Below are 18,318 nucleotides of genomic sequence, written 5' to 3' on the forward strand. Positions count from 1 at the left end.
CTCAAAAATAATTATTTTTTGCGGATATCTGTGATTATTTTTCCTAGTACACCGTTTACGAAGCGCCCAGCTTCTTCACCGCCAAATATTTTAGCTGTTTCAATGGCTTCGTTAAGAGTTACATTCTTAGGAACTTCATCCATGTAAAGCCATTCATAAGCTGCCATTTGCAGAACAACACGTTCTACATTTGCAAGTCTTGAAAAACTCCATTTTTCTAAATAGGGAGTTAGGAAACGCTCTATTTCTTCTTTCTTTTCAACGGTTCCATTAACGATTTCTATAAGGAAATCATCTGATGGTTCTTCCTCTAATACATGCTCCATCGCATCACTGACACTAATGTCGCTGACTTCAATTTGAAAAAGCGATTGAAAAGCTTTTTCTCTGGCAAGTCTACGTTTCATAATCCGACTTCCTTTCTATTTGCGAACAATTTCTATCTAGCATAATACCATAATAAGCTGAGAGGTTACAATCCGAACAATAAATACTAAAACCCTTCAAAACATTCAGTTTTTTACCTGATAACTTGTTTATTTAAAAGCAAGAAGGCTGAGGAAACAAAGATTTGAGGAACGGACCGTATTAATCGTGAGTACCGCAAAATCACAGTTAACGAATAGGTTCGATGATTATCAATGAACAAGAAAAAAATCAAAGGAGGAATAACAATCCCCCTTTGATTTCTGCATCAATCTACTTCTGGTGCTTCATACTGTTTTTCTTTGGAATCAAATTGAACGCCTACAACAAAAACGTTAATATCAGTTGCTTCTAGTGCAGTCATATCAATTAATGCCTGCCTGACATGATCTTGAATTCTTTGTGCAACATCAGGGATGGCAACGCCGTATTTCATAGATACATAAATATCGATTGAAATACCTGCTTCTGTAAGTTCTACTTTAACGCCTTTACCGTGCGTTTTCTTTCCAAGACGCTCTACAACTCCGCTTGCAAAGCTCCCTCTCATTGACGCTACTCCTTCAACGTCGGAAGCTGCAATGCTTGCAATCACTTCAATTACTTCAGGAGAAATTTCAACTTTCCCTAACTCTGATGAATAGCTCTCCATTTCAAATGATAGTTCATTCATCTTATGCACCTCCACGGTTATTCACTTTTTGAAGTTAAATCATGATTTTCTAAGAACTTTGTATTAAAGTCACCATTCACAAACGTTTCATGGTTTAACAGACGCAGATGGAAAGGAATGGTTGTATGAACTCCTTCAATAACAAATTCGCTAAGCGCCCGTTTCATGCGATCGATAGCTTCTTGTCTCGTGTTTCCATATGTGATCACTTTGGCAATCATAGAATCATAGAAAGGCGGTATCGTATATCCAGGATAAACAGCTGAGTCAATTCGGACTCCTAGACCGCCTGGCGGGAGATACATCTCAATCTTACCCGCAGAAGGCATAAAATTCTTTTCCGGGTTCTCAGCATTAATTCTGCATTCGATCGACCAACCGTTAAATTCAACATCTTCCTGCTTATATCTTAATTTTTCACCAGAAGCTACTTTAATCTGTTCCTTTATGAGATCAATTCCTGTAACCATTTCTGTAACAGGGTGTTCAACTTGAATCCGGGTGTTCATTTCCATGAAATAAAACTCTCCGGTATTATGGTCAAAAATAAACTCAACTGTACCTGCACCGGAATATTGAACAGCCTCTGCCGCTTTTACAGCAGCTTCTCCCATTTCTTGACGTTTTGCCGGAGAAATAGCAGGAGATGGTGTTTCTTCTAAAAGCTTCTGCAATCTTCTTTGGATGCTGCAGTCTCTTTCTCCAAGATGGATGACATGTCCATAATTATCTGCAAGGATTTGAATTTCTACATGACGGAAATCTTCAATGTATTTTTCGATATAAACACCAGGATTCCCGAAAGCAGTCGCCGCTTCCTGCTGAGTGATAGCGATCCCCTTTAATAGTTCAGCTTCGTTTTTTGCAACACGGATACCTTTTCCGCCTCCGCCGGCAGTCGCTTTAATAATTACAGGATACCCAATTTTATTACTGAGTTCAATGGCTTCTTCCTTGTCTCTGATAATTCCGTCAGAACCCGGAACGATTGGAACTCCGGCATCTGCCATCGTTGCTCTGGCAACATCTTTAATACCCATTTTGTTGATTGCTTCAGCACTTGGCCCTACGAACGTGACCTTGCATTCTCTACAAAGTTCAGCAAAATCGGCATTTTCTGCTAAAAATCCATAACCAGGGTGAATAGCATCAGAACCTGTTAATGTTGCTACACTCATAATATTAGTGAAATTTAAATAACTGTCCTTTGAAGCAGTGGGTCCGATACAATAGGCTTCGTCCGCTAACCGAACATGCAACGCATCCTTGTCAGCTTCAGAATAAACGGCTACCGTTTCAACACCAAGTTCTTTGCATGCTCGAATAATCCGTACTGCAATTTCACCACGGTTTGCTACTAATAGCTTATTAATCATCGACATACCCTCCTATTCTGCTTTCACGAGGAACAGAGGTTGTCCATATTCTACTAGTTGTCCGTTCTCCACTAATACTTTAACAATCTCACCATTTACTTCTGATTCAATTTCATTAAATAATTTCATAGCTTCAATAATACAAACGATACTGTCTTTTGATACTTGGTCCCCTGGTTTAACGAAAGGATCATCTTCTGGAGATGAAGCTGCATAGAATGTACCAACCATCGGTGAAACAACTTTATGTAGAGTTGAATCTTCTTCTGCAGCTTTTTGTTCCTGTTTAACTTCAGGGCTGACTTTAACAGGCTCTGCTGCGGGAGCTTGCTCTCTTACAGGAGGTGCTTGATGAACTACAGGTTGAACTGGATTTTCTTCTGTCTGGTAAGAAACGGCTGCTCCTGCATTCTTTTTAAGAACGATTTTTGAACCGTCATTTTCATATTTGAATTCGTTAATACTTGATTTGTCGATAAGTTTAATCAGTTCTCGGATTTCTTGTATTTTTAGCATAAGATCTCGACTCCTTTAAACAATTCTATCCAGGTTTATTTTATTTAGCACCTTCTATTGTGACTAGGTCTTAACACAAGTAATATACCATATTTCTCATTTCATGAATACAAAAGTTTCATGTACACATTAATACTACACGATTCACCTCAAGATTGTAAGCGTTTGCCCCTTTGGAAGGCTGATTATTCTATTTTTGCCGTTATTGAATAAAAACAAACCGATAAATAAACTATGATTATTTTTTTAAATATAACATGTGAAACACGAAAACAAAAAAAGCCGGAATTGCTCCGGCTTCCTTCTATTTTGCTGCATGATATTCAACTGCGACGGTTTTACTGCTTCCTAAGTGCTCGTTTGCTAAATTCATAATCTCAACAACTTCTTTTTTAGATAGTTTATCTGCTTTCACAATGACTTTAATCTCATTATTCATCGTGCTGACAAGAGCATCTTTAAAGCCCATCGATTTGATCAGCGTTTCAAGTGTTGCTTCTTTCATCGTAAGCGACTGAAGTTCTGTCATCTTAGCCCACGCTTCAGCCTGAACTTCTGCGGATGCATCCTCAGAACCTGCTACAGTCACATAGTCTGCACTCATTTCATCACGGACTTCATCGCGCTCTAAACGAAGCGCTGTAAACATATCATCATTCGCTACACCTGAAACTGTAGCATCTTTACCAGATTTTTTTCCTGTTTCTAAGTAGGCAAGATCATCAGTTCCTCCAGGTGCTGTGATGTAATACACAGATAATACAATAATTAAGCTAAGCATCGTTAAAAGCCAAACGGTTTGTTTTTTCAATAACATTCGTTAATCCCCCTCGTATTTTTTTGGAACCACAGATACATTGTGGCTGCCGATATCAAATACTTTTGTTATCACATCGATGATCATTGCTTTTGTTTGCAGATTTTCTGCACCTTGAGCCACAACCGCTATTCCCCTGATTCTAGGCTTTTCTGTTGTAATGACAATGGGTTCTTCTTTGCCATCGTTTTGAATAATGACGACCTTTTCTTCTGTTTTTTGATCTTCAATCGTTCTTTTTCCGCCACTTTTATCTGTTTCTGATGTCGTTTGCCTTTGAATGTTCTCGTCAGTTGCATAATTTTTACTTTCTGTTGTTTCAAGTTCTACATAGACAGAAGCACTCTCCACCCCTTGGATCTGTTCAAGCAGTTCTTTTAACTGATTTGCATATCTGTCTTCATATGTTCTGATATTTTTGTTGGTAACTTCTTTCGTATCTTTGAATACCGCTTCTGATTCATTTGGTTGTGTATCATTTGAAAATGCTTCAATGGAGCCTTTTTTAGCAGGGGAGTCAACCATTTTACTTATAAACATAAGAGCGATTCCCAATAGAAGCAGTACAAGTAAGTACTTTTGTTTATTCCCTGCTTTATCACTGAGCTGCAGCCATTTTTTTATCTGTTCCCAAAATGAGTGTTTCATTGGGATGACTCCTCTCCCCCTTCCATTTCTGCTTCTACTTGCTGTGAATCTAGCTGCCATTGGCTGGCCAAGAAATGCACAATCTCTTCAGGAACCTCATTTTTTTCAGCTTGGTTACCTGCATCAGAAATGTTTATATCTACCTCTGACACCTCAGAAATACCAGCTTGTTCATGATGTTTAGCTAGTACTACTTTTGCACCTGTAATGTCTTCAGGCTTTAAAGGATCTGTACCGCTATTCGTTTGGATTTGAAGATCGACAATTTCTAATTCATACGTCTTGTTCAACTCCTCCTGAACTTGTTTTTTCATTGGGACAGCCATTTGCTCTAATATATATGCACGTTGGGCGCCTTGTATTTCACTTTTATTTTTTTCTATCGAATTTTTTATTTCATTTTCTTTCGCAGCTGCCGGCAACTCCATAGCTTGAAACACTTGATCCATATCAGAATTTAATAGTTTAAAGAGAGGGGAAAGCATAGCTAGCAAAATAAGCAACCCGATTACCATTTTGATATAGCTCTGAAACTGATTTCCAGGCAGCAAGAGCTCAATTACTCCTGCAAGAAGAACTAATACAATGATGTTCGTGATCCATTCTGTTAAAAAGCCCAATTCGAACGCCTCCCTACCGAACCATCATCGTTACATTCCCAGCTGCAATAATAATTGTAATGGCCAGGAAAAACATAATAGACACTGTCATAAGAGCTGCAAAGATAAACATGACACTTTTACCGATAATCCCTAGACATTCTACGATCGGGCCTCCGCCGAGCGGCTGCAGCAATGCAGACGCCATACTATAAATGAAAGCTAAGATTAGTACTTTAATAGCCGGGAATATAGCAATAAGCAATAATAGAGCAGCACCAATAATTCCAACAGAGTTTTTTAAGAGAATCGATGCACTCATTACCGTATCTGTTGCATCAGTAAACATTCTGCCAACCACCGGGATGAAATTTCCAGTAATAAATTTAGCCGTCTTAATCGTAATTCCATCAGCAACTGCAGCAGTTGCGCCCTGAACACTCATAACACCAAGAAACACTGTAAAGAAAAAGGCCAGCGTACCAACACCTATATTCCGAAGAAGTTTGGCTAGCTGAGTCACTTTATGATGTTCTGACATGGTAGAAACGATACTTAATAGAGCAGATAAAAATAATAGGGGAAGTACAAAGTTTTTTATAAGAAGTCCGCTTGTGTTAACTAAAAATAAAATGACTGGATGAAAAAAAGCGACAGATGCGATGCTTCCTACAGTCGCCATCAAAGCCAGAAGCAAAGGGATGAGTGCAATCATGAAGCTAAGCATCGTGTCTATTGCTTCAACTGCATATGAAATGGCAACATGAAAGCTATTAAGGGCCAATATGATCAAAACCAAATATATGATGGCATAAGCTACTTTTGAAATAGCAGAGCGATCGAACGCATTTTGAATGGACTGTAAAAGCATACTGAAAACAGTTAAAAGAATTAAAGTCCCAAGTAGTTTCCCGTGCACAGCCATTTCATGAAACATAAACTTAAAAAGACCCATCATGTATGCTTTAAAAGAAAACTCCTTGTCCCCTTTTACAAATTCCAGAAACGTACCTTTTTGGCTTTCTGGCAAAAAGCCTCCATATTCGTTTGAAATGCTGTCCCAAAAATCTTTAATTTCATCAAGCTGCATAGATGAGATTTGATGCTCTACCATCTCTGATGTAATAGATGCTGCAGAAGCAGAAGTCTGGCTGCCGAAAGTGAAGAATACTAGTAAAAAAAAACTTATCCGCATCCTATTTGTCCTCATTCTTATGACCCGCTTTCTTATTTGGGGATCAGCGTCAGCACCGTTTCAATAATTACCGTTAAAATGGGAATCGCCATCACTAAAATTAGAATCTTTCCGCCAAGCTCTATTTTTGAGGCGATAGCTCCCTGGCCTGCATCCCTTGTAATCTGAGCTCCAAATTCGGCAATATAGGCGATCCCTATTATCTTTAAGAGGGTTTCAACATAGACCATATTCACATTTGCATTTACCGCTAATCTTTGGAGCATGGTTATAACTTGTCCGATTTTATCGATCAGAAATAAAAAAATTCCTGCCCCTACCATAAGGGTTATCAAAAAAGCAAAGTTTGCCTTCTGTTCTTTCAGGACTAAAGCTAAGAAAGCAGCGACCAGTCCAAAACCAACTATTTGGATAATCTCCAATCGGTCCCCCTCCTTAGTTCTGGAACAAAAAGACTCCTTTTACTTTCTGGAACAAGTCATCAAGCAATGTGATAACCATAAATAAAGCGACAACAAATCCCAATAAGGTTACCCAGTGTGCATAATCTTCCTTCCCGATCATTTTAAGAACGGTATGAAGCATCGCAACAATAATTCCTAAACCTGCAATCTGAAACACTGCGTTAACATCAAGTCCCATGTAGAGTTCCCCCTGTTACAATAAAAGGATTACGATTAAAAGCCCCATCAGCACTCCGAGACTTTTGCACATTTTTTCATAACGTTCCTGGATATCTCTTGCTTCTTTTTCTTCGCGATTCAGATGAGCCAAAGTCAATTGAATCTGTTTTTGCTGATGTTCTTTGTCATGTCTGCCTAGTGTCGTTCCAAACTGGCGAAGCACTTCGATCTCCCCGCTCTTGAATGATGTCTCCTTCGCTAATACAGTCAGCTCGCTCTCCCAGGCCTCTTGAACAGAGTGCTCTCCTTGATCCAAAAGAACAGAAATATGGAGAAAGAATGAAGAAAGAGGTTCTTTTAACGGTCTTCCAATATGCTGAAATGCTTCATATAATGGAGTAGATCCGTACATGATCTCTGCTTCTAATGCCTGAAGAGTGACTTTAAGTTCTCTTAGCTGCTTAGGTCTTTCCCTGATACGTTTTGCCCATTCAAATCCAAATAAAGTGGTTGCCGACAATATTGCTATAGCACCTAACCAACTCATCATGCTGTACACCCTGACAAGCGGTATATCTCTTTAAATGAACCGTCATAAATACGCTGTATTGTACCCGGTCCTTTGTCGCGGCTTAAAATTACATATCTTTGAAACAACGAAAGACCAGATAAAGGCTTCATTACCGGTCTTTTCAGTGCATCCTCCAAACTTCTTCCATGCGCAGTAAAAATCATCTGAACACCTGCATGCATGGCTTCCAGAATGGCCTCTCCATCTTCTTTCCTCCCGATTTCATCCACTATTAATACTTGCGGACTCATTGAACGTATAAGCATCATCATGCCTTCAGCTTTTGGACAGGCATCAAGTACATCTACTCGTTTCCCAAGTGAATGCTGAGGAATTCCTTTTATGGCTCCTGCTATCTCAGAACGCTCATCCACGATTCCAACTTTATAAGAAGGAATATTTCTTTGTTTCACACCACAGCTGACCAGTCTTGCTATATCTCTTAAAAGTGTTGTTTTCCCGGTTTGCGGAGGACCAATCAGCAACGTATTATGCCAATTTTTTTGAAAAAGGTACGGAATTAGGGGTTCTGCAATGCCGATTTTTTGTCTAGCAATCCTAACGTTAAAAGAACTGATTTCTTTTATGGCTTTTACAAATCCATGCTCGGTTATTACTTTTCCAGCCAGTCCAACGCGATGACCGCCAGAGATTGTTATATATCCTCGTTTCAGTTCCTCTTCTAACGCATACAGGGAGTGCTGACTCAAACGATTCAGGAGAACTTGTGCTTCTTCTGCAGAAACCGGTCTTTCAGATGGATAGATCGGTTTTCCTGAACACACTATTTCAATTGGCTGTTCGATGCGGACCCTTATTTCTTCAACAGATTGAATAATGGAAGCAGGGAGATCTCTTAAAAGTTGCTGAATTTCATCAGGAAACAATCTAAAAATTTTGTCCATAGCCAATGTCTCCTTTTAAAGACTCGTACTATAAACGTATGGCTTATCCTTATGCTTTATGCCAATAATGAGAGGTTTAGAAGAGAGGATTAGATGAGAAAAATGATAAAGTATATACATTTGAAGTTGTAAAATACAAAAAGCAGGTTTCATAACTAAATCATAGACGTAAAAACCTGCTATATTTATCTGTTTGTGATACTCCCACGTTATTTGAATTAATCCCGCGATATCCAGATTAATCCCACGATATCCAGATTAATCCCACACATTATTTTAAATAATCCCACGAAAAAGAGAAAATATCGAATTTTCGACAAAACCAGGACATCCATTTTCTGAAAAGAAACAAAAAAGCCTTATTCCACAAAGGAATAAGACTTTTCTATCTTAATTATGCGCGTGAAACGTAAGCTGCATTTCTAGTGTCAATAACAAGCTTGTCTCCTTGGTTTACAAAGAAAGGGACTTGTACAATTAATCCTGTTTCAAGCGTAGCAGGTTTTGTTCCGCCTGATGCAGTATCACCTTTTATTCCAGGCTCTGTTTCAGCTACTACTAATTCAACTGTATTCGGAAGCTCAACACCGATCGTTTCGCCTTGGTATGTCATAATATGAACTGTCATGTTCTCAAGAAGGTATTTCAACTCATACTCAATTTGAGATGCAGGCAGTTCGATTTGTTCGTAAGTTTCGTTATCCATGAATGTGTGAGTATCACCAGAAGCATAAAGATATTGCATACGGCGATTTTCAATATGTGCTTTTGAAACTTTTTCACCACCGCGGAATGTTTTTTCTTGAATTCCACCAGTTCGCAAGTTTCGAAGCTTTGAACGAACGAATGCTGCCCCTTTTCCTGGCTTAACATGCTGGAATTCTAATACTTGCCAAATTCCTCCGTCAACTTCAATCGTTAATCCTGTTTTAAAATCGTTTACTGAAATCATGTTTTTTCCTCCTGAATGCTTAACTTATCGTTATAAGAGATTTTGTAGAGTGGGTAAGTGATTCATTTCCGTCCTTTGTAATAAGGGCATCATCTTCAATCCGAACTCCGCCAAGACCAGCAACATAGATCCCCGGTTCAACCGTCACGAGCATCCCTGGCTCAAGTACGGTATCAGACTTTACAGACAAAGCAGGTCCTTCATGAACATCTAAACCGATACCATGTCCTGTTGAATGACCAAAATAATCTCCATAACCTTTTGAAGCAATATAATCCCGGGTTAAAGCATCTGCTTCCTTACCAGTCATTCCTGGTTTAATGCCTTTCATGCCCAGCATTTGTGCATCATAAACAATCTGATAAATTTCTTTGAGTTCATCCGAGACATTTCCGATCGCTACAGTACGTGTAATATCTGAACAATAACCTTTGTAGTATGCACCAAAATCTAAGGTTACTAATTCACCAGTTTCGATAACTTTATCAGATGCCACACCATGTGGAAGCGCTGATCGATAACCCGAAGCCACAATGATATCAAATGATGAAGAAGTTGCTCCATTTTTTCTCATAAAAAACTCTAGTTCATTCGAAACTTCCCGTTCTGTTAATCCCGGACGAATAAAATTGATAATATGTGAAAAAGCAGCATCAGCAATGGATGCTGCATCCTTTACTATCTTAATCTCTGATTCATCCTTAATCAAGCGCAACTTTTCCACGAGCCCTGAAAGCGGAACCAGCTCTGTACTAGCAGATTTTAAATGGTTATCATATGTACGATAGGCAGAGAATGTTAAATCATCTTGTTCAAAACCTAGTTTATTAATAGATAGTTCTTTTGTTAGTTTAGCAATTTCTTCAGGAATAGGAGAAGTATGCATAACTACACGATATCCCTGTGCTTGTTCAGCTGCTTGAGTCTTATACCTAAAGTCAGTCACCAAAATAGCTTCATCTTTCGTAATCAGAAGTACACCTGAACTTCCTTTAAAACCGCTTAAGTAAAAACGATTTGAAGAAGATGTCACTAACATTGCATCAATATCAAAGCTTTCAAATAATTGCCTTGCTCTTTCTACACGTTCCATTTTCATTCCCCCATTTTCAAATCGTTTCCAAAAAATTGAAGCGCCAGTTTATAGCTATCAAATCCAAACCCAGAGATTTGTCCGATCGTAACAGGAGCGATCACAGATTCCCGCCTAAATTCTTCTCTGGCGTGAACATTTGATATATGAACTTCAATAACCGGGACAACTACACTGGCAATTGCATCTCTAATCGCATAACTATAATGAGTATAAGCCCCTGCGTTTAAAACAATTCCCTCAAAGGCATCGGAAGAATCGTGGATATAATCAATGATTTCTCCCTCAATGTTACTTTGTCTAAAAGTGACATCTAAGAAAAGCTTAGAGGCTGCTCTTTCCAGCTCGACCTGCAGATCGTCCAATGTTTTTTCCCCGTAAATACCTGGCTCGCGTTTTCCTAAACGATTTAAATTAGGTCCGTTGATAACCAGGATAGACTTTCTGTATTCCATTAACGTCACCAAGCCTTTACACAAAAAAATAGAATGTTCTTACAACATTCTATCATAGCGTTTGTTCTTTTGGATAGTTACGAACTTTGTGCTGACTGCTTCTTTTCGTGGGCCTCGCCAAATCGTTCTCTATATTCAAATGAAATAGAATACCCTATAAAAACACCATATAATATATAAATACAGAGTGTTGTAGTAATCGTATTTTTACCGATTGTATCCATGGGTTCCAGTCCTGGAAAGATCGGATGCAACAAATAAAAAACGATTCCCCACAATGCAGCTCCAAATACAATTCCGCACCACATCGAATTTATTTTAGCAAACGCGTAACGATATCCGATCGCAACTAAGATCGAAAGCAAGGCAATAATAAGTATACTGATAAGCTGTCCGATCCATTGTGATTTCCATTTTCCTAATGCCCATGGTGCCAAAACGAGCGCGGGTCCTACCTTCGAAAAATTTAAATAATAGGCAATGAACCCAAACGTAGACCATATAAGTCCTCCAAAAAATCCTACACCAACAACCCGGCTCATGAAAGAAGTTTGAGTTTCTTGTTTATTTTGTTCTAAGTTTTTATCGTCCATTTACGAACACCTCCAACATCTCTAGTATGTCCACAAAATACCTGCCCAAACTTCTCTAGCCCATTCATTCATAATCAGTGTAAAACCAGTATAAAATGGGAAAAATACAAATAAATCATACCTTCTGGAGGAATATCCAGCTTTACTGTAGAATAGAAAGTACCTACAAAATATTAGGCTGGGGGTCCAACATGACAAAAGAGAAAAAGCCCGTATACGGCGGTCAAGCCGTACTTGAAGGGGTTATGTTTGCGGGAAAGCATACGTATGTAACGGCAATAAGAAGAAATGATGATTCAATTGAGTATTTTGAGCTAAAAAAGAAACCCGCTCCTGTTTTAACAAAGCTAAAGAAAATTCCCTTTGTTAGAGGATTTATCGCTATTATCGAGGCAAGTATGAACGGTACACAGCACCTGAACTTTTCAGCAGAACGGTTTGGAGTTAATCCTGGTGAAGAACAAGTAGAAGAAGATGAAAAACCATCGAAGTTTACCTTTTTCTTCAGCTTAGCCATTATCGGGATTCTATCGTTTTTATTTGGAAAGTTTGTTTTCACACTGGTTCCAGTCTTTTTGGCTGAAGCTTTTCGCTTTATTGTACCCGGTCATCTAGGTCAAAATCTTTTAGAAGGTTTGTTTAAGTTTATCTTTTTATTAAGCTACATTTACTTTGTATCTTTAACTCCGGCTATAAAAAGAGTATTTATGTACCACGGAGCAGAGCACAAAGTGATCAACACTTTTGAAGCTGGTGATGAGCTTACGGTAGAAAATGTTAAACGTCACTCCAGACTTCATTACCGCTGCGGCAGTAGTTTTATCTTATTTACAGTACTAGTTGGAATGGTCATTTATTATTTCTTTCCTTCTGACCCGCTTTGGCTGAGAATTTTATGCAGACTGGCGCTTATACCTGTCGTATTAGGGGTATCTTTTGAAGTATTACAGCTAACAAACAAACTCCGCGATGTTCCCTTCCTTCGATTTTTAGGATATCCAGGACTTTGGCTTCAATTACTTACTACAAAAGAACCTGACGAAAAACAAATAGAAGTTTCTATCCTATCTTTTAATGAAATGCTTAAGCGTGACGCATCCTATGAAAGAGAGAAAAACGCAAGTCAAATTGTTTAATACTAAGGAGGTGAAACTGTTGCAACAGAATAGCAGAAGATTGCATCCTATCATTTGGTTTGTCATTTCACTGGCTGTTGTCGGAATCCTTTATCAACTGATCACTTCACCTCGCCAACTGTTTACAACCCTTCTGATCGGAGCAGCAGTGGTCGCCGTTTTTTACTTTATATTTCGCAGGACTTCAGCAGGAGTAAACGGCAAATATAAAAAAGCAGTAAAACAATCTAAGAAACGGTATGGCTCCAATCAAAAACCCTCAAAAACATCACCGTTATTTTCGAACAAGAAAGTGAAAAGTACCACACAAAAAAAACGGGCTAGAGAGCATCACTTGACTGTAATCGAAGGGAAAAAGAACAAGAAAAAAAATCGAGCCTCCTTTTAAGGATCAGGCTCGATTTTTGTATGCGGGATAAGGATATGATTTTCCTGTAATCCAGCCTTGTAAAAATTGTTCAGCTCTGTCATAGCCAACCTGGTAGAGTTCATTTTTCGCATCGGTCGATAACTGAAAATCAATAACAGATACATGCTTAACAGGCATAAAAATAATATCTCTGGCATCATGGGAATCGATATAGCGGTTGTCATGGGCTTGCATCATCGTTTCAAACAATGCTTTAAAAAGCTGTACAGCATTATTCACCTGATGTTCCGGTATGTGATCATTAATATATGAGCTAAGCTGAAAACCTAAAACAGGCCGAACTGGAACTCGGTCTTTTCGTTGAAAAAGCCACATTGGAAAATTACTAAGAACCCCTCCATCTACAATATAACTTTTCTGTCCAACCCGATTAAACAGTTTGATTGGATAAAAGAAATATGGAAGGCTGCAGCTCATACGAACCGCCCGGGCAATCGGAAACCGTTCAGGAAGTAAGCCATACTCCTCAAGATCATCAGGAAGAACAATGAGCCTTCCCCTTGTTATATCAGATGCAATAATCTTTAAACTTCCATAAGGAATATCTGCAAACGTAACAATCCCTCGGTTAGCCAAAAGCGTTGCCACCCAGTTTTCTAAATAATCTCCTTTAAACAGACCTAACTTCCAGTATAGTTTCAGCCAGTTCATAAAAGGGATCGGAACAATTGTTTTACTCGTATCCAGGAACTTTTTAAAATCTAATCCTTCAATAATGGTCTTCATTTCATCTGCTTTGTATCCGGCTTTAATCAAAGCAGCCATTAATGCACCCGCACTCGTCCCCGCTACCCTCTCAAAAGTAAGACCTCTGTGTTCTGCCGCCTCAACAGCCCCAATCAAAGTAAGAGCCTTGATCCCGCCGCCTGAAAATACGCCGTCTATTCGCATGGCCATCTCCTCCACTACTATCCTAATCGACAGAAGATGTCCTTTATAACTATTTTTTTGCAAAGTAAAAAAACAACCATAAATAGTTATGATTGTCCTTGTTCTTCATTCTTTGCTTGTACTTCCCTTAATTCATTTATACGATCTTTGTTTTCTTCAAAAAACTGCACAAGATCACCTATTCGGTCAATAGCATTCCAGCTTAAGTGATGCTCAATTCCTTCAACATCTTGAAAGATGTTTTCCTCATCTACCCCGATTACCTTCAGAAATTCTTCTAATAATTCATGTCTGTATACTAAACGCTTGCCTAGTTTTTTTCCGTTTGGTGTTAAAACAAAGCCTCTGTATTTTTCATAAACGACATACTTGCCTTTGTCGAGTTTTTGAATCATCTTGGTCACAGAAGAGGGATGTACTTCCAGGTTTTCTGCGAGGTCTGATACCCTTGCATAACCTTTCTCTTCAATTAGGGCGTAGATTCGTTCGATATAGTCTTCCATACTTGGGGTTGGCGGCAAAATGTTCCCTCCCTATACTAAAACCGATTGGTCTCTATAAAAAGGATACTATAGAAATGTTAGAGTGACAAGGGAATACCCTTTACCGGAATTTACGTAAAATACTCAATTTTCGCATTCGGAAACATCGTTTGGATATATTTTTCAACGGTTTCTCGCAACCGGGCAGCTTGATCATCCTGATACACATATTTCCCGATTCCATAACGACCCCATTTGTATTTGCGCTCTTCCTCGTTCATTTCAAGTTTCGATTTCGGATAGTTTTTTTCAATGATCCGCTTTGCAGGTTTTGTGAACCGATGCTGAATCAGTTCAAAGGTTAAATCGTTTATTAAATGTTTTGGGAGCTTTGCTTCTAATGTATCAAAAAGTTCCTTGTATCCTTCTTCCCATTCTTTATGCAGATAAAGAGGCGCTACAATAAAACCTAGTGGATACCCTGCTTCAGCCACCTTAATTGCAGCATTAATTCTTTCTTCTAAGGGGCTAGTACCAAGTTCGAAATTTTTGATAACGTATTGTGAATTCACACTAAATCTAAATCGTGTCCGGCCCTGATGCTTTGCATCAAGAAGATGATCAACATGATGATATTTCGTTGTAAATCTAAGCCTGCCTAGATCTGTATTACCAAAAAACTCAATCGCTTTTTTTAAATTATGAGTGAGATGGTCGATTCCAACGATATCAGACGTACATGATGCTTCAAATCTTGTGATCTCTGGTGCTCTTTCCTGTATATACTTTTCAGCCTGAGCAAAAATTTCATCTGTGTTGACATACGTTCTTAAATAAGGTTTGCTTCCAAGTGTGGTTTGCAAGTAACAATAATGACAATGACCCATGCAGCCGGTTGCAAGCGGAATCGCATATTCAGCAGAAGGCTTTGAAGTATCGAACTTTAAAGTTTTACGAATTCCGACAACAAGTGTAGATTTCGCAGTTCGGTATTTTTGAAAATCATTTTCCCCAGGTAAGTCACGAATTTGGTTATGAGAAGTTGTCTCTCGGATTTCCACTTCTAAATTGCTGAACTTCTCGAATAATTCTTTCCCTAAAGGATATTCAAGCGCTCGCGGTTCAAAATATATCAGCTGCGGCATGAACGGTTTATTAGCACCAGCCATATACATACCCCCCAATTTTTTCACAAATGATGGAGTTAGTATGTGTTAATTTTGGCAAAAGAAAAGAAGGAACCTTTTCCAGTCCCTTCTAGTCATTAAAATTATAATCCGCATTTTAACTGAGCATTACAGTTCGTACAAGTATTACATCCGCCGATTTCTTTAACTTTTCCCTTTCGGCAGACAGGACATGTGTTGCCTACTTCGTTTCCGATTGTAACATCTGTTGAACGAAGATCGGTAATCGTATCAAGAATAACAACTTTTTTCTTTTCTTCCTCTATTCCAAGGTCGATCTCCGTTTGTTCAAATGTTTCTTCAGCTTTTAGCGTCAGAACTTGAGCATCACGGCTGCCATCTACATATACTGTTCCGCCTTTTGCTCCGCCTTTATAAAGACGCTCATATACCTTTTGAACTTGATCAACTGTATATCCTTTAGGAGCGTTTACCGTTTTGGAAATTGAACTGTCTACCCAGCGCTGGATAACACATTGAGTATCAGCATGTGCTTCTGGTGTCAGCTCCATCGCAGCAACGAACCATTCAGGAAGCTCGTTTTCGTTCGCTTCCGGATGATTATCAAGATATTCTTTTACGATATCCGCTTTTACTTCAATAAATTTCCCAAGACGTCCGCTTCGGAAGTATGAGAATGAGAAGTAAGGCTCTAATCCTGTGGATACTCCAACCATGGTCCCTGTGGATCCAGTTGGCGCCACCGTTAACAAGTGTGAGTTACGGATACCATATTTTAAGATATTTTCACGCACGTCTTCAGGAAGCTTTTTCATATATCCTGTTTCTATGAAACGCCTGCGAAGTTCATTTGTAGCTTCTTCTGTCTCGCTTTCCAAGAACGGGAAGCTTCCCTTCTCTTTTGCAAGTTCGATTGAAGTTCGGTAAGCCGTAACCGCAATCGTTTCAAAAATTTCATCAACAAGTTTATTTCCTTCTTCGGATCCGTAAACTGTTTCGCAATAGATCAACAGGTCATGAAGTCCCATAACTCCTAGACCGACACGGCGCTCACCTAAGGCTTGTACGCGGTTTGGCTCTAAGAAATAAGGTGTCGCGTCGATGACGTTGTCTTGCATGCGTACACCGATTTCAACGGTTTGTTTCAGCTTTTCAAAATCAACTTTTTTGTTTTCTTTATCTGCCATGTTGCCAAGGTTTACAGCAGCCAAGTTACAGACACTGTATGGTGCAAGTGGTTGTTCTCCACATGGGTTAGTTGCCACTACTTTCTGTCCATATGCTGTAGCGTTCGTCATGTCATTGGCGTTATCAATAAAGAAAATTCCAGGTTCTGCAGAGTATGTTGCGCAAATATTTATCAGGTTCCATAATTCACGCGCTTTAATACGCTTGTAAACACGGATGCCGTAGCCTTTTTCTTCCCAAACACGAACATCACCAATTTGATGCCATTCGTTGTTGTAAGCTTCCATTTCATCTGGTGTGTAGGACTCAACACTCGGGAAACGCAGCATGTAATCTGTATCATTCTCAACAGCTTCCATAAATTCTTTAGTAATCGTTACGGAGATATTAGCTCCTGTTAGGAACTCAGAATTATGAACACTGTAAGTACCGCCATCTCGAAGCATTGTTTCTGCATCTCGTAATACATCCGAATCAAATCCGCCCGTTCCAGGAATATCTTTGTAGCGAAGTATTCCTTCGTACATTGCCTTCTGAGCTGGTGTTAGCGGTGTGAACTTCAGCTTATCTTGAGCAACTTGTTTAATCTTCTCGTCGTTTGTGTTTTCAATCAAGTAGCGCAAAATACGAGGATTTTGCATTTTAGAAATAATAAAGTCAATAATGTCTGGATGCCACGTTTATACCCTCTCTTTAGAGATATTTCTCATGACTTATAAAAGTCAATCGGGACTAGACTATATCATCATCCTCAGCTTTACCTGTTAGGAGCCGGGCACTTCGGAAGAAAAATCTCCCTACTCTACTTCTTTACCTTCGTAAATTTTCGATAGTCGTTGAACCTTCCTCATATCACTATGGACTTAGAGGCTTGGCTGCTGATTGCCCAATCCAACCACTTTTCAAGCATTTCGTCCACCGTTTCCGGTCACGTCTTAGCAGGTTGGCTCTAAGGGGGTTCCAGCAATTCACCCGATTTTCTAGTCGCTCATTTTCTGAACGACGCGGACTATACATTTATTTAATCCGCCAGCATAATCATTTGTGCGCCACGCTTATTGTTACTCTCATAAATGAGGGGATGGACATTTCTGCCACCCTCTTACACTTTCATGTAAGATCAGACTATATCATCAAGAAAGAAGAAATTTTTTTATACACTCTAATCAGTTTTATGTCGCCACTAAGATAAGGGAGTTTATATATCTTTGCTGACTGCTTCTAACATAAAGTAAGAAATAGTAAATCCAACTTTTACTTTACGATAGCCTTTCTGCAATAAACTCTGATATGATCTATTCCTTTCTCATGTAGCGATATAATTTGATTTATCAATTCTTCCTTGTCTCGTGCCCCGTAACCTCGTTGCCGATGATTATGGTTTACTCGTTCCATAGTTACCTCTACTTGAAAATGGTTTTACGTTAGGAACTTTCAATAGTCGTTGAACGTTCATCTCTGTTTCCAAAGACGCTTCGCTGCTGATTGCCCATTATACTATCTTTAGAATTTTTAAGCGTTCACGTTCGCCGTCGCCAGCCACGTTGTAGCTCCTAAAGCTTTAGGGTGTTCCAGCAATTCACGAGATTAAGTCGCCATGG

General features: G+C 39.1%; 22 protein-coding genes. 2 read left to right on the forward strand and 20 right to left on the reverse strand.

The features are described from left to right. Nucleotides 1–11 precede the first annotated feature (11 nt). The 16 genes from nusB to M3196_RS03090 all read right to left on the reverse strand — a co-directional run bounded on the left by nusB (nt 12) and on the right by M3196_RS03090 (nt 11,442). Nucleotides 12–407, reverse strand: coding sequence for a transcription antitermination factor NusB (gene nusB / locus M3196_RS03015; protein WP_251320778.1), 396 nt, complete (start codon nt 405–407; stop codon nt 12–14). 287 nt (nt 408–694) lie between these two features. Beyond that, nucleotides 695–1,099, reverse strand: a complete 405-nt coding sequence (locus tag M3196_RS03020) for an Asp23/Gls24 family envelope stress response protein (RefSeq protein WP_251320779.1) — start codon at nt 1,097–1,099, stop codon at nt 695–697. Nucleotides 1,100–1,116: 17 nt separating this feature from the next. Next, entirely contained in the window at nt 1,117–2,475 is a 1,359-nt protein-coding gene (gene accC, locus M3196_RS03025; protein WP_251320780.1) for an acetyl-CoA carboxylase biotin carboxylase subunit, read from the reverse strand. 12 nt (nt 2,476–2,487) lie between these two features. Continuing rightward, nucleotides 2,488–2,991 carry an acetyl-CoA carboxylase biotin carboxyl carrier protein gene (accB, locus tag M3196_RS03030; protein ID WP_251320781.1) on the reverse strand — a complete coding sequence of 168 codons (504 nt, stop codon included), beginning with the start codon at nt 2,989–2,991 and terminating at the stop codon, nt 2,488–2,490. 304 nt (nt 2,992–3,295) lie between these two features. After that, nucleotides 3,296–3,808 carry a SpoIIIAH-like family protein gene (locus M3196_RS03035; RefSeq protein ID WP_251320782.1) on the reverse strand — a complete coding sequence of 171 codons (513 nt, stop codon included), beginning with the start codon at nt 3,806–3,808 and terminating at the stop codon, nt 3,296–3,298. Nucleotides 3,809–3,811: 3 nt separating this feature from the next. Further along, nucleotides 3,812–4,456, reverse strand: a complete 645-nt coding sequence (gene spoIIIAG, locus M3196_RS03040; protein ID WP_251320783.1) for a stage III sporulation protein AG — start codon at nt 4,454–4,456, stop codon at nt 3,812–3,814. After that, nucleotides 4,453–5,076, reverse strand: a complete 624-nt coding sequence (gene spoIIIAF, locus M3196_RS03045; RefSeq protein ID WP_251320784.1) for a stage III sporulation protein AF — start codon at nt 5,074–5,076, stop codon at nt 4,453–4,455. Before spoIIIAF ends, spoIIIAG begins: the two co-directional genes overlap by 4 nt. Nucleotides 5,077–5,089: 13 nt before the next feature. Continuing rightward, complete coding sequence (spoIIIAE, locus tag M3196_RS03050; RefSeq protein ID WP_251320785.1) at nt 5,090–6,250, reverse strand: stage III sporulation protein AE; 1,161 nt, start codon at nt 6,248–6,250, stop codon at nt 5,090–5,092. A 32-nt stretch (nt 6,251–6,282) separates the two neighbouring features. Continuing rightward, nucleotides 6,283–6,672 (reverse strand): stage III sporulation protein AD, encoded by a 390-nt coding sequence (gene spoIIIAD, locus M3196_RS03055; protein ID WP_066290828.1) that lies wholly within the window; start codon nt 6,670–6,672, stop codon nt 6,283–6,285. A 13-nt stretch (nt 6,673–6,685) separates the two neighbouring features. Beyond that, nucleotides 6,686–6,892: a stage III sporulation protein AC gene (gene spoIIIAC / locus M3196_RS03060; protein ID WP_066290831.1), complete on the reverse strand. Its 207-nt coding sequence runs from the start codon at nt 6,890–6,892 to the stop codon at nt 6,686–6,688. 15 nt (nt 6,893–6,907) lie between these two features. Further along, the gene (spoIIIAB, locus tag M3196_RS03065) at nt 6,908–7,420 is read right to left on the reverse strand and encodes a stage III sporulation protein SpoIIIAB (protein WP_251321711.1); all 513 of its coding nucleotides are present in this window, start codon (nt 7,418–7,420) and stop codon (nt 6,908–6,910) included. After that, nucleotides 7,420–8,349: a stage III sporulation protein AA gene (gene spoIIIAA, locus M3196_RS03070; RefSeq protein ID WP_251320786.1), complete on the reverse strand. Its 930-nt coding sequence runs from the start codon at nt 8,347–8,349 to the stop codon at nt 7,420–7,422. Before spoIIIAA ends, spoIIIAB begins: the two co-directional genes overlap by 1 nt. 394 nt (nt 8,350–8,743) lie before the next feature. After that, nucleotides 8,744–9,301, reverse strand: coding sequence for an elongation factor P (efp, locus tag M3196_RS03075; RefSeq protein WP_251320787.1), 558 nt, complete (start codon nt 9,299–9,301; stop codon nt 8,744–8,746). 19 nt (nt 9,302–9,320) lie between these two features. Continuing rightward, nucleotides 9,321–10,394 carry a M24 family metallopeptidase gene (locus M3196_RS03080; RefSeq protein WP_251320788.1) on the reverse strand — a complete coding sequence of 358 codons (1,074 nt, stop codon included), beginning with the start codon at nt 10,392–10,394 and terminating at the stop codon, nt 9,321–9,323. A gap of 2 nt (nt 10,395–10,396) precedes the next feature. Continuing rightward, nucleotides 10,397–10,849, reverse strand: coding sequence for a type II 3-dehydroquinate dehydratase (gene aroQ / locus M3196_RS03085; protein WP_251320789.1), 453 nt, complete (start codon nt 10,847–10,849; stop codon nt 10,397–10,399). A 77-nt stretch (nt 10,850–10,926) separates the two neighbouring features. Continuing rightward, complete coding sequence (locus M3196_RS03090) at nt 10,927–11,442, reverse strand: YqhR family membrane protein (RefSeq protein ID WP_251320790.1); 516 nt, start codon at nt 11,440–11,442, stop codon at nt 10,927–10,929. 191 nt (nt 11,443–11,633) lie between these two features. On the opposite strand from M3196_RS03090, the gene M3196_RS03095 reads away from it, so the two are divergent. Together M3196_RS03095 and M3196_RS03100 are read left to right on the forward strand one after the other, a co-directional pair. Next, nucleotides 11,634–12,578: a DUF1385 domain-containing protein gene (locus M3196_RS03095; protein WP_251320791.1), complete on the forward strand. Its 945-nt coding sequence runs from the start codon at nt 11,634–11,636 to the stop codon at nt 12,576–12,578. A gap of 19 nt (nt 12,579–12,597) precedes the next feature. Then, nucleotides 12,598–12,966 carry an SA1362 family protein gene (locus tag M3196_RS03100; RefSeq protein ID WP_251320792.1) on the forward strand — a complete coding sequence of 123 codons (369 nt, stop codon included), beginning with the start codon at nt 12,598–12,600 and terminating at the stop codon, nt 12,964–12,966. Between the two features lie 3 nt (nt 12,967–12,969). Here M3196_RS03100 and M3196_RS03105 read toward each other — a convergent pair whose 3' ends face one another. From M3196_RS03105 to M3196_RS03120, 4 genes are all read right to left on the reverse strand, one after another. Further along, nucleotides 12,970–13,899, reverse strand: a complete 930-nt coding sequence (locus tag M3196_RS03105; protein ID WP_251320793.1) for a patatin-like phospholipase family protein — start codon at nt 13,897–13,899, stop codon at nt 12,970–12,972. Nucleotides 13,900–13,985: 86 nt separating this feature from the next. Continuing rightward, nucleotides 13,986–14,402, reverse strand: a complete 417-nt coding sequence (gene mntR / locus M3196_RS03110; protein ID WP_251321712.1) for a transcriptional regulator MntR — start codon at nt 14,400–14,402, stop codon at nt 13,986–13,988. Nucleotides 14,403–14,512: 110 nt separating this feature from the next. Beyond that, on the reverse strand, nt 14,513–15,550 hold the full coding sequence (gene splB, locus M3196_RS03115; RefSeq protein ID WP_251320794.1) for a spore photoproduct lyase: 1,038 nt from the start codon (nt 15,548–15,550) through the stop codon (nt 14,513–14,515). A 101-nt stretch (nt 15,551–15,651) separates the two neighbouring features. After that, on the reverse strand, nt 15,652–17,382 hold the full coding sequence (locus M3196_RS03120) for a vitamin B12-dependent ribonucleotide reductase (RefSeq protein ID WP_251321713.1): 1,731 nt from the start codon (nt 17,380–17,382) through the stop codon (nt 15,652–15,654). Between the last annotated feature and the right edge of the window lie 936 nt (nt 17,383–18,318).

The sequence above is a fragment of the Fictibacillus nanhaiensis genome, assembly GCF_023715445.1.
GTDB classification, from domain to species: Bacteria; Bacillota; Bacilli; order Bacillales; family Fictibacillaceae; genus Fictibacillus; species Fictibacillus nanhaiensis_D.

Bases quoted from the DNA above. Each gene is read 5' to 3' on its own strand.
- nusB (WP_251320778.1), bottom strand. From the start codon at position 407: ATGAAACGTAGACTTGCCAGAGAAAAAGCTTTTCAATCGCTTTTTCAA.
- M3196_RS03020 (WP_251320779.1), bottom strand. From the start codon at position 1,099: ATGAATGAACTATCATTTGAAATGGAGAGCTATTCATCAGAGTTAGGG.
- accC (WP_251320780.1), bottom strand. From the start codon at position 2,475: ATGATTAATAAGCTATTAGTAGCAAACCGTGGTGAAATTGCAGTACGG.
- accB (WP_251320781.1), bottom strand. From the start codon at position 2,991: ATGCTAAAAATACAAGAAATCCGAGAACTGATTAAACTTATCGACAAA.
- M3196_RS03035 (WP_251320782.1), bottom strand. From the start codon at position 3,808: ATGTTATTGAAAAAACAAACCGTTTGGCTTTTAACGATGCTTAGCTTA.
- spoIIIAG (WP_251320783.1), bottom strand. From the start codon at position 4,456: ATGAAACACTCATTTTGGGAACAGATAAAAAAATGGCTGCAGCTCAGT.
- spoIIIAE (WP_251320785.1), bottom strand. From the start codon at position 6,250: ATGCGGATAAGTTTTTTTTTACTAGTATTCTTCACTTTCGGCAGCCAG.
- spoIIIAC (WP_066290831.1), bottom strand. From the start codon at position 6,892: ATGGGACTTGATGTTAACGCAGTGTTTCAGATTGCAGGTTTAGGAATT.
- spoIIIAB (WP_251321711.1), bottom strand. From the start codon at position 7,420: ATGAGTTGGTTAGGTGCTATAGCAATATTGTCGGCAACCACTTTATTT.
- spoIIIAA (WP_251320786.1), bottom strand. From the start codon at position 8,349: ATGGACAAAATTTTTAGATTGTTTCCTGATGAAATTCAGCAACTTTTA.
- efp (WP_251320787.1), bottom strand. From the start codon at position 9,301: ATGATTTCAGTAAACGATTTTAAAACAGGATTAACGATTGAAGTTGAC.
- M3196_RS03080 (WP_251320788.1), bottom strand. From the start codon at position 10,394: ATGGAACGTGTAGAAAGAGCAAGGCAATTATTTGAAAGCTTTGATATT.
- aroQ (WP_251320789.1), bottom strand. From the start codon at position 10,849: ATGGAATACAGAAAGTCTATCCTGGTTATCAACGGACCTAATTTAAAT.
- M3196_RS03090 (WP_251320790.1), bottom strand. From the start codon at position 11,442: ATGGACGATAAAAACTTAGAACAAAATAAACAAGAAACTCAAACTTCT.
- M3196_RS03095 (WP_251320791.1), top strand. From the start codon at position 11,634: ATGACAAAAGAGAAAAAGCCCGTATACGGCGGTCAAGCCGTACTTGAA.
- M3196_RS03105 (WP_251320793.1), bottom strand. From the start codon at position 13,899: ATGCGAATAGACGGCGTATTTTCAGGCGGCGGGATCAAGGCTCTTACT.
- mntR (WP_251321712.1), bottom strand. From the start codon at position 14,402: ATGGAAGACTATATCGAACGAATCTACGCCCTAATTGAAGAGAAAGGT.
- splB (WP_251320794.1), bottom strand. From the start codon at position 15,550: ATGGCTGGTGCTAATAAACCGTTCATGCCGCAGCTGATATATTTTGAA.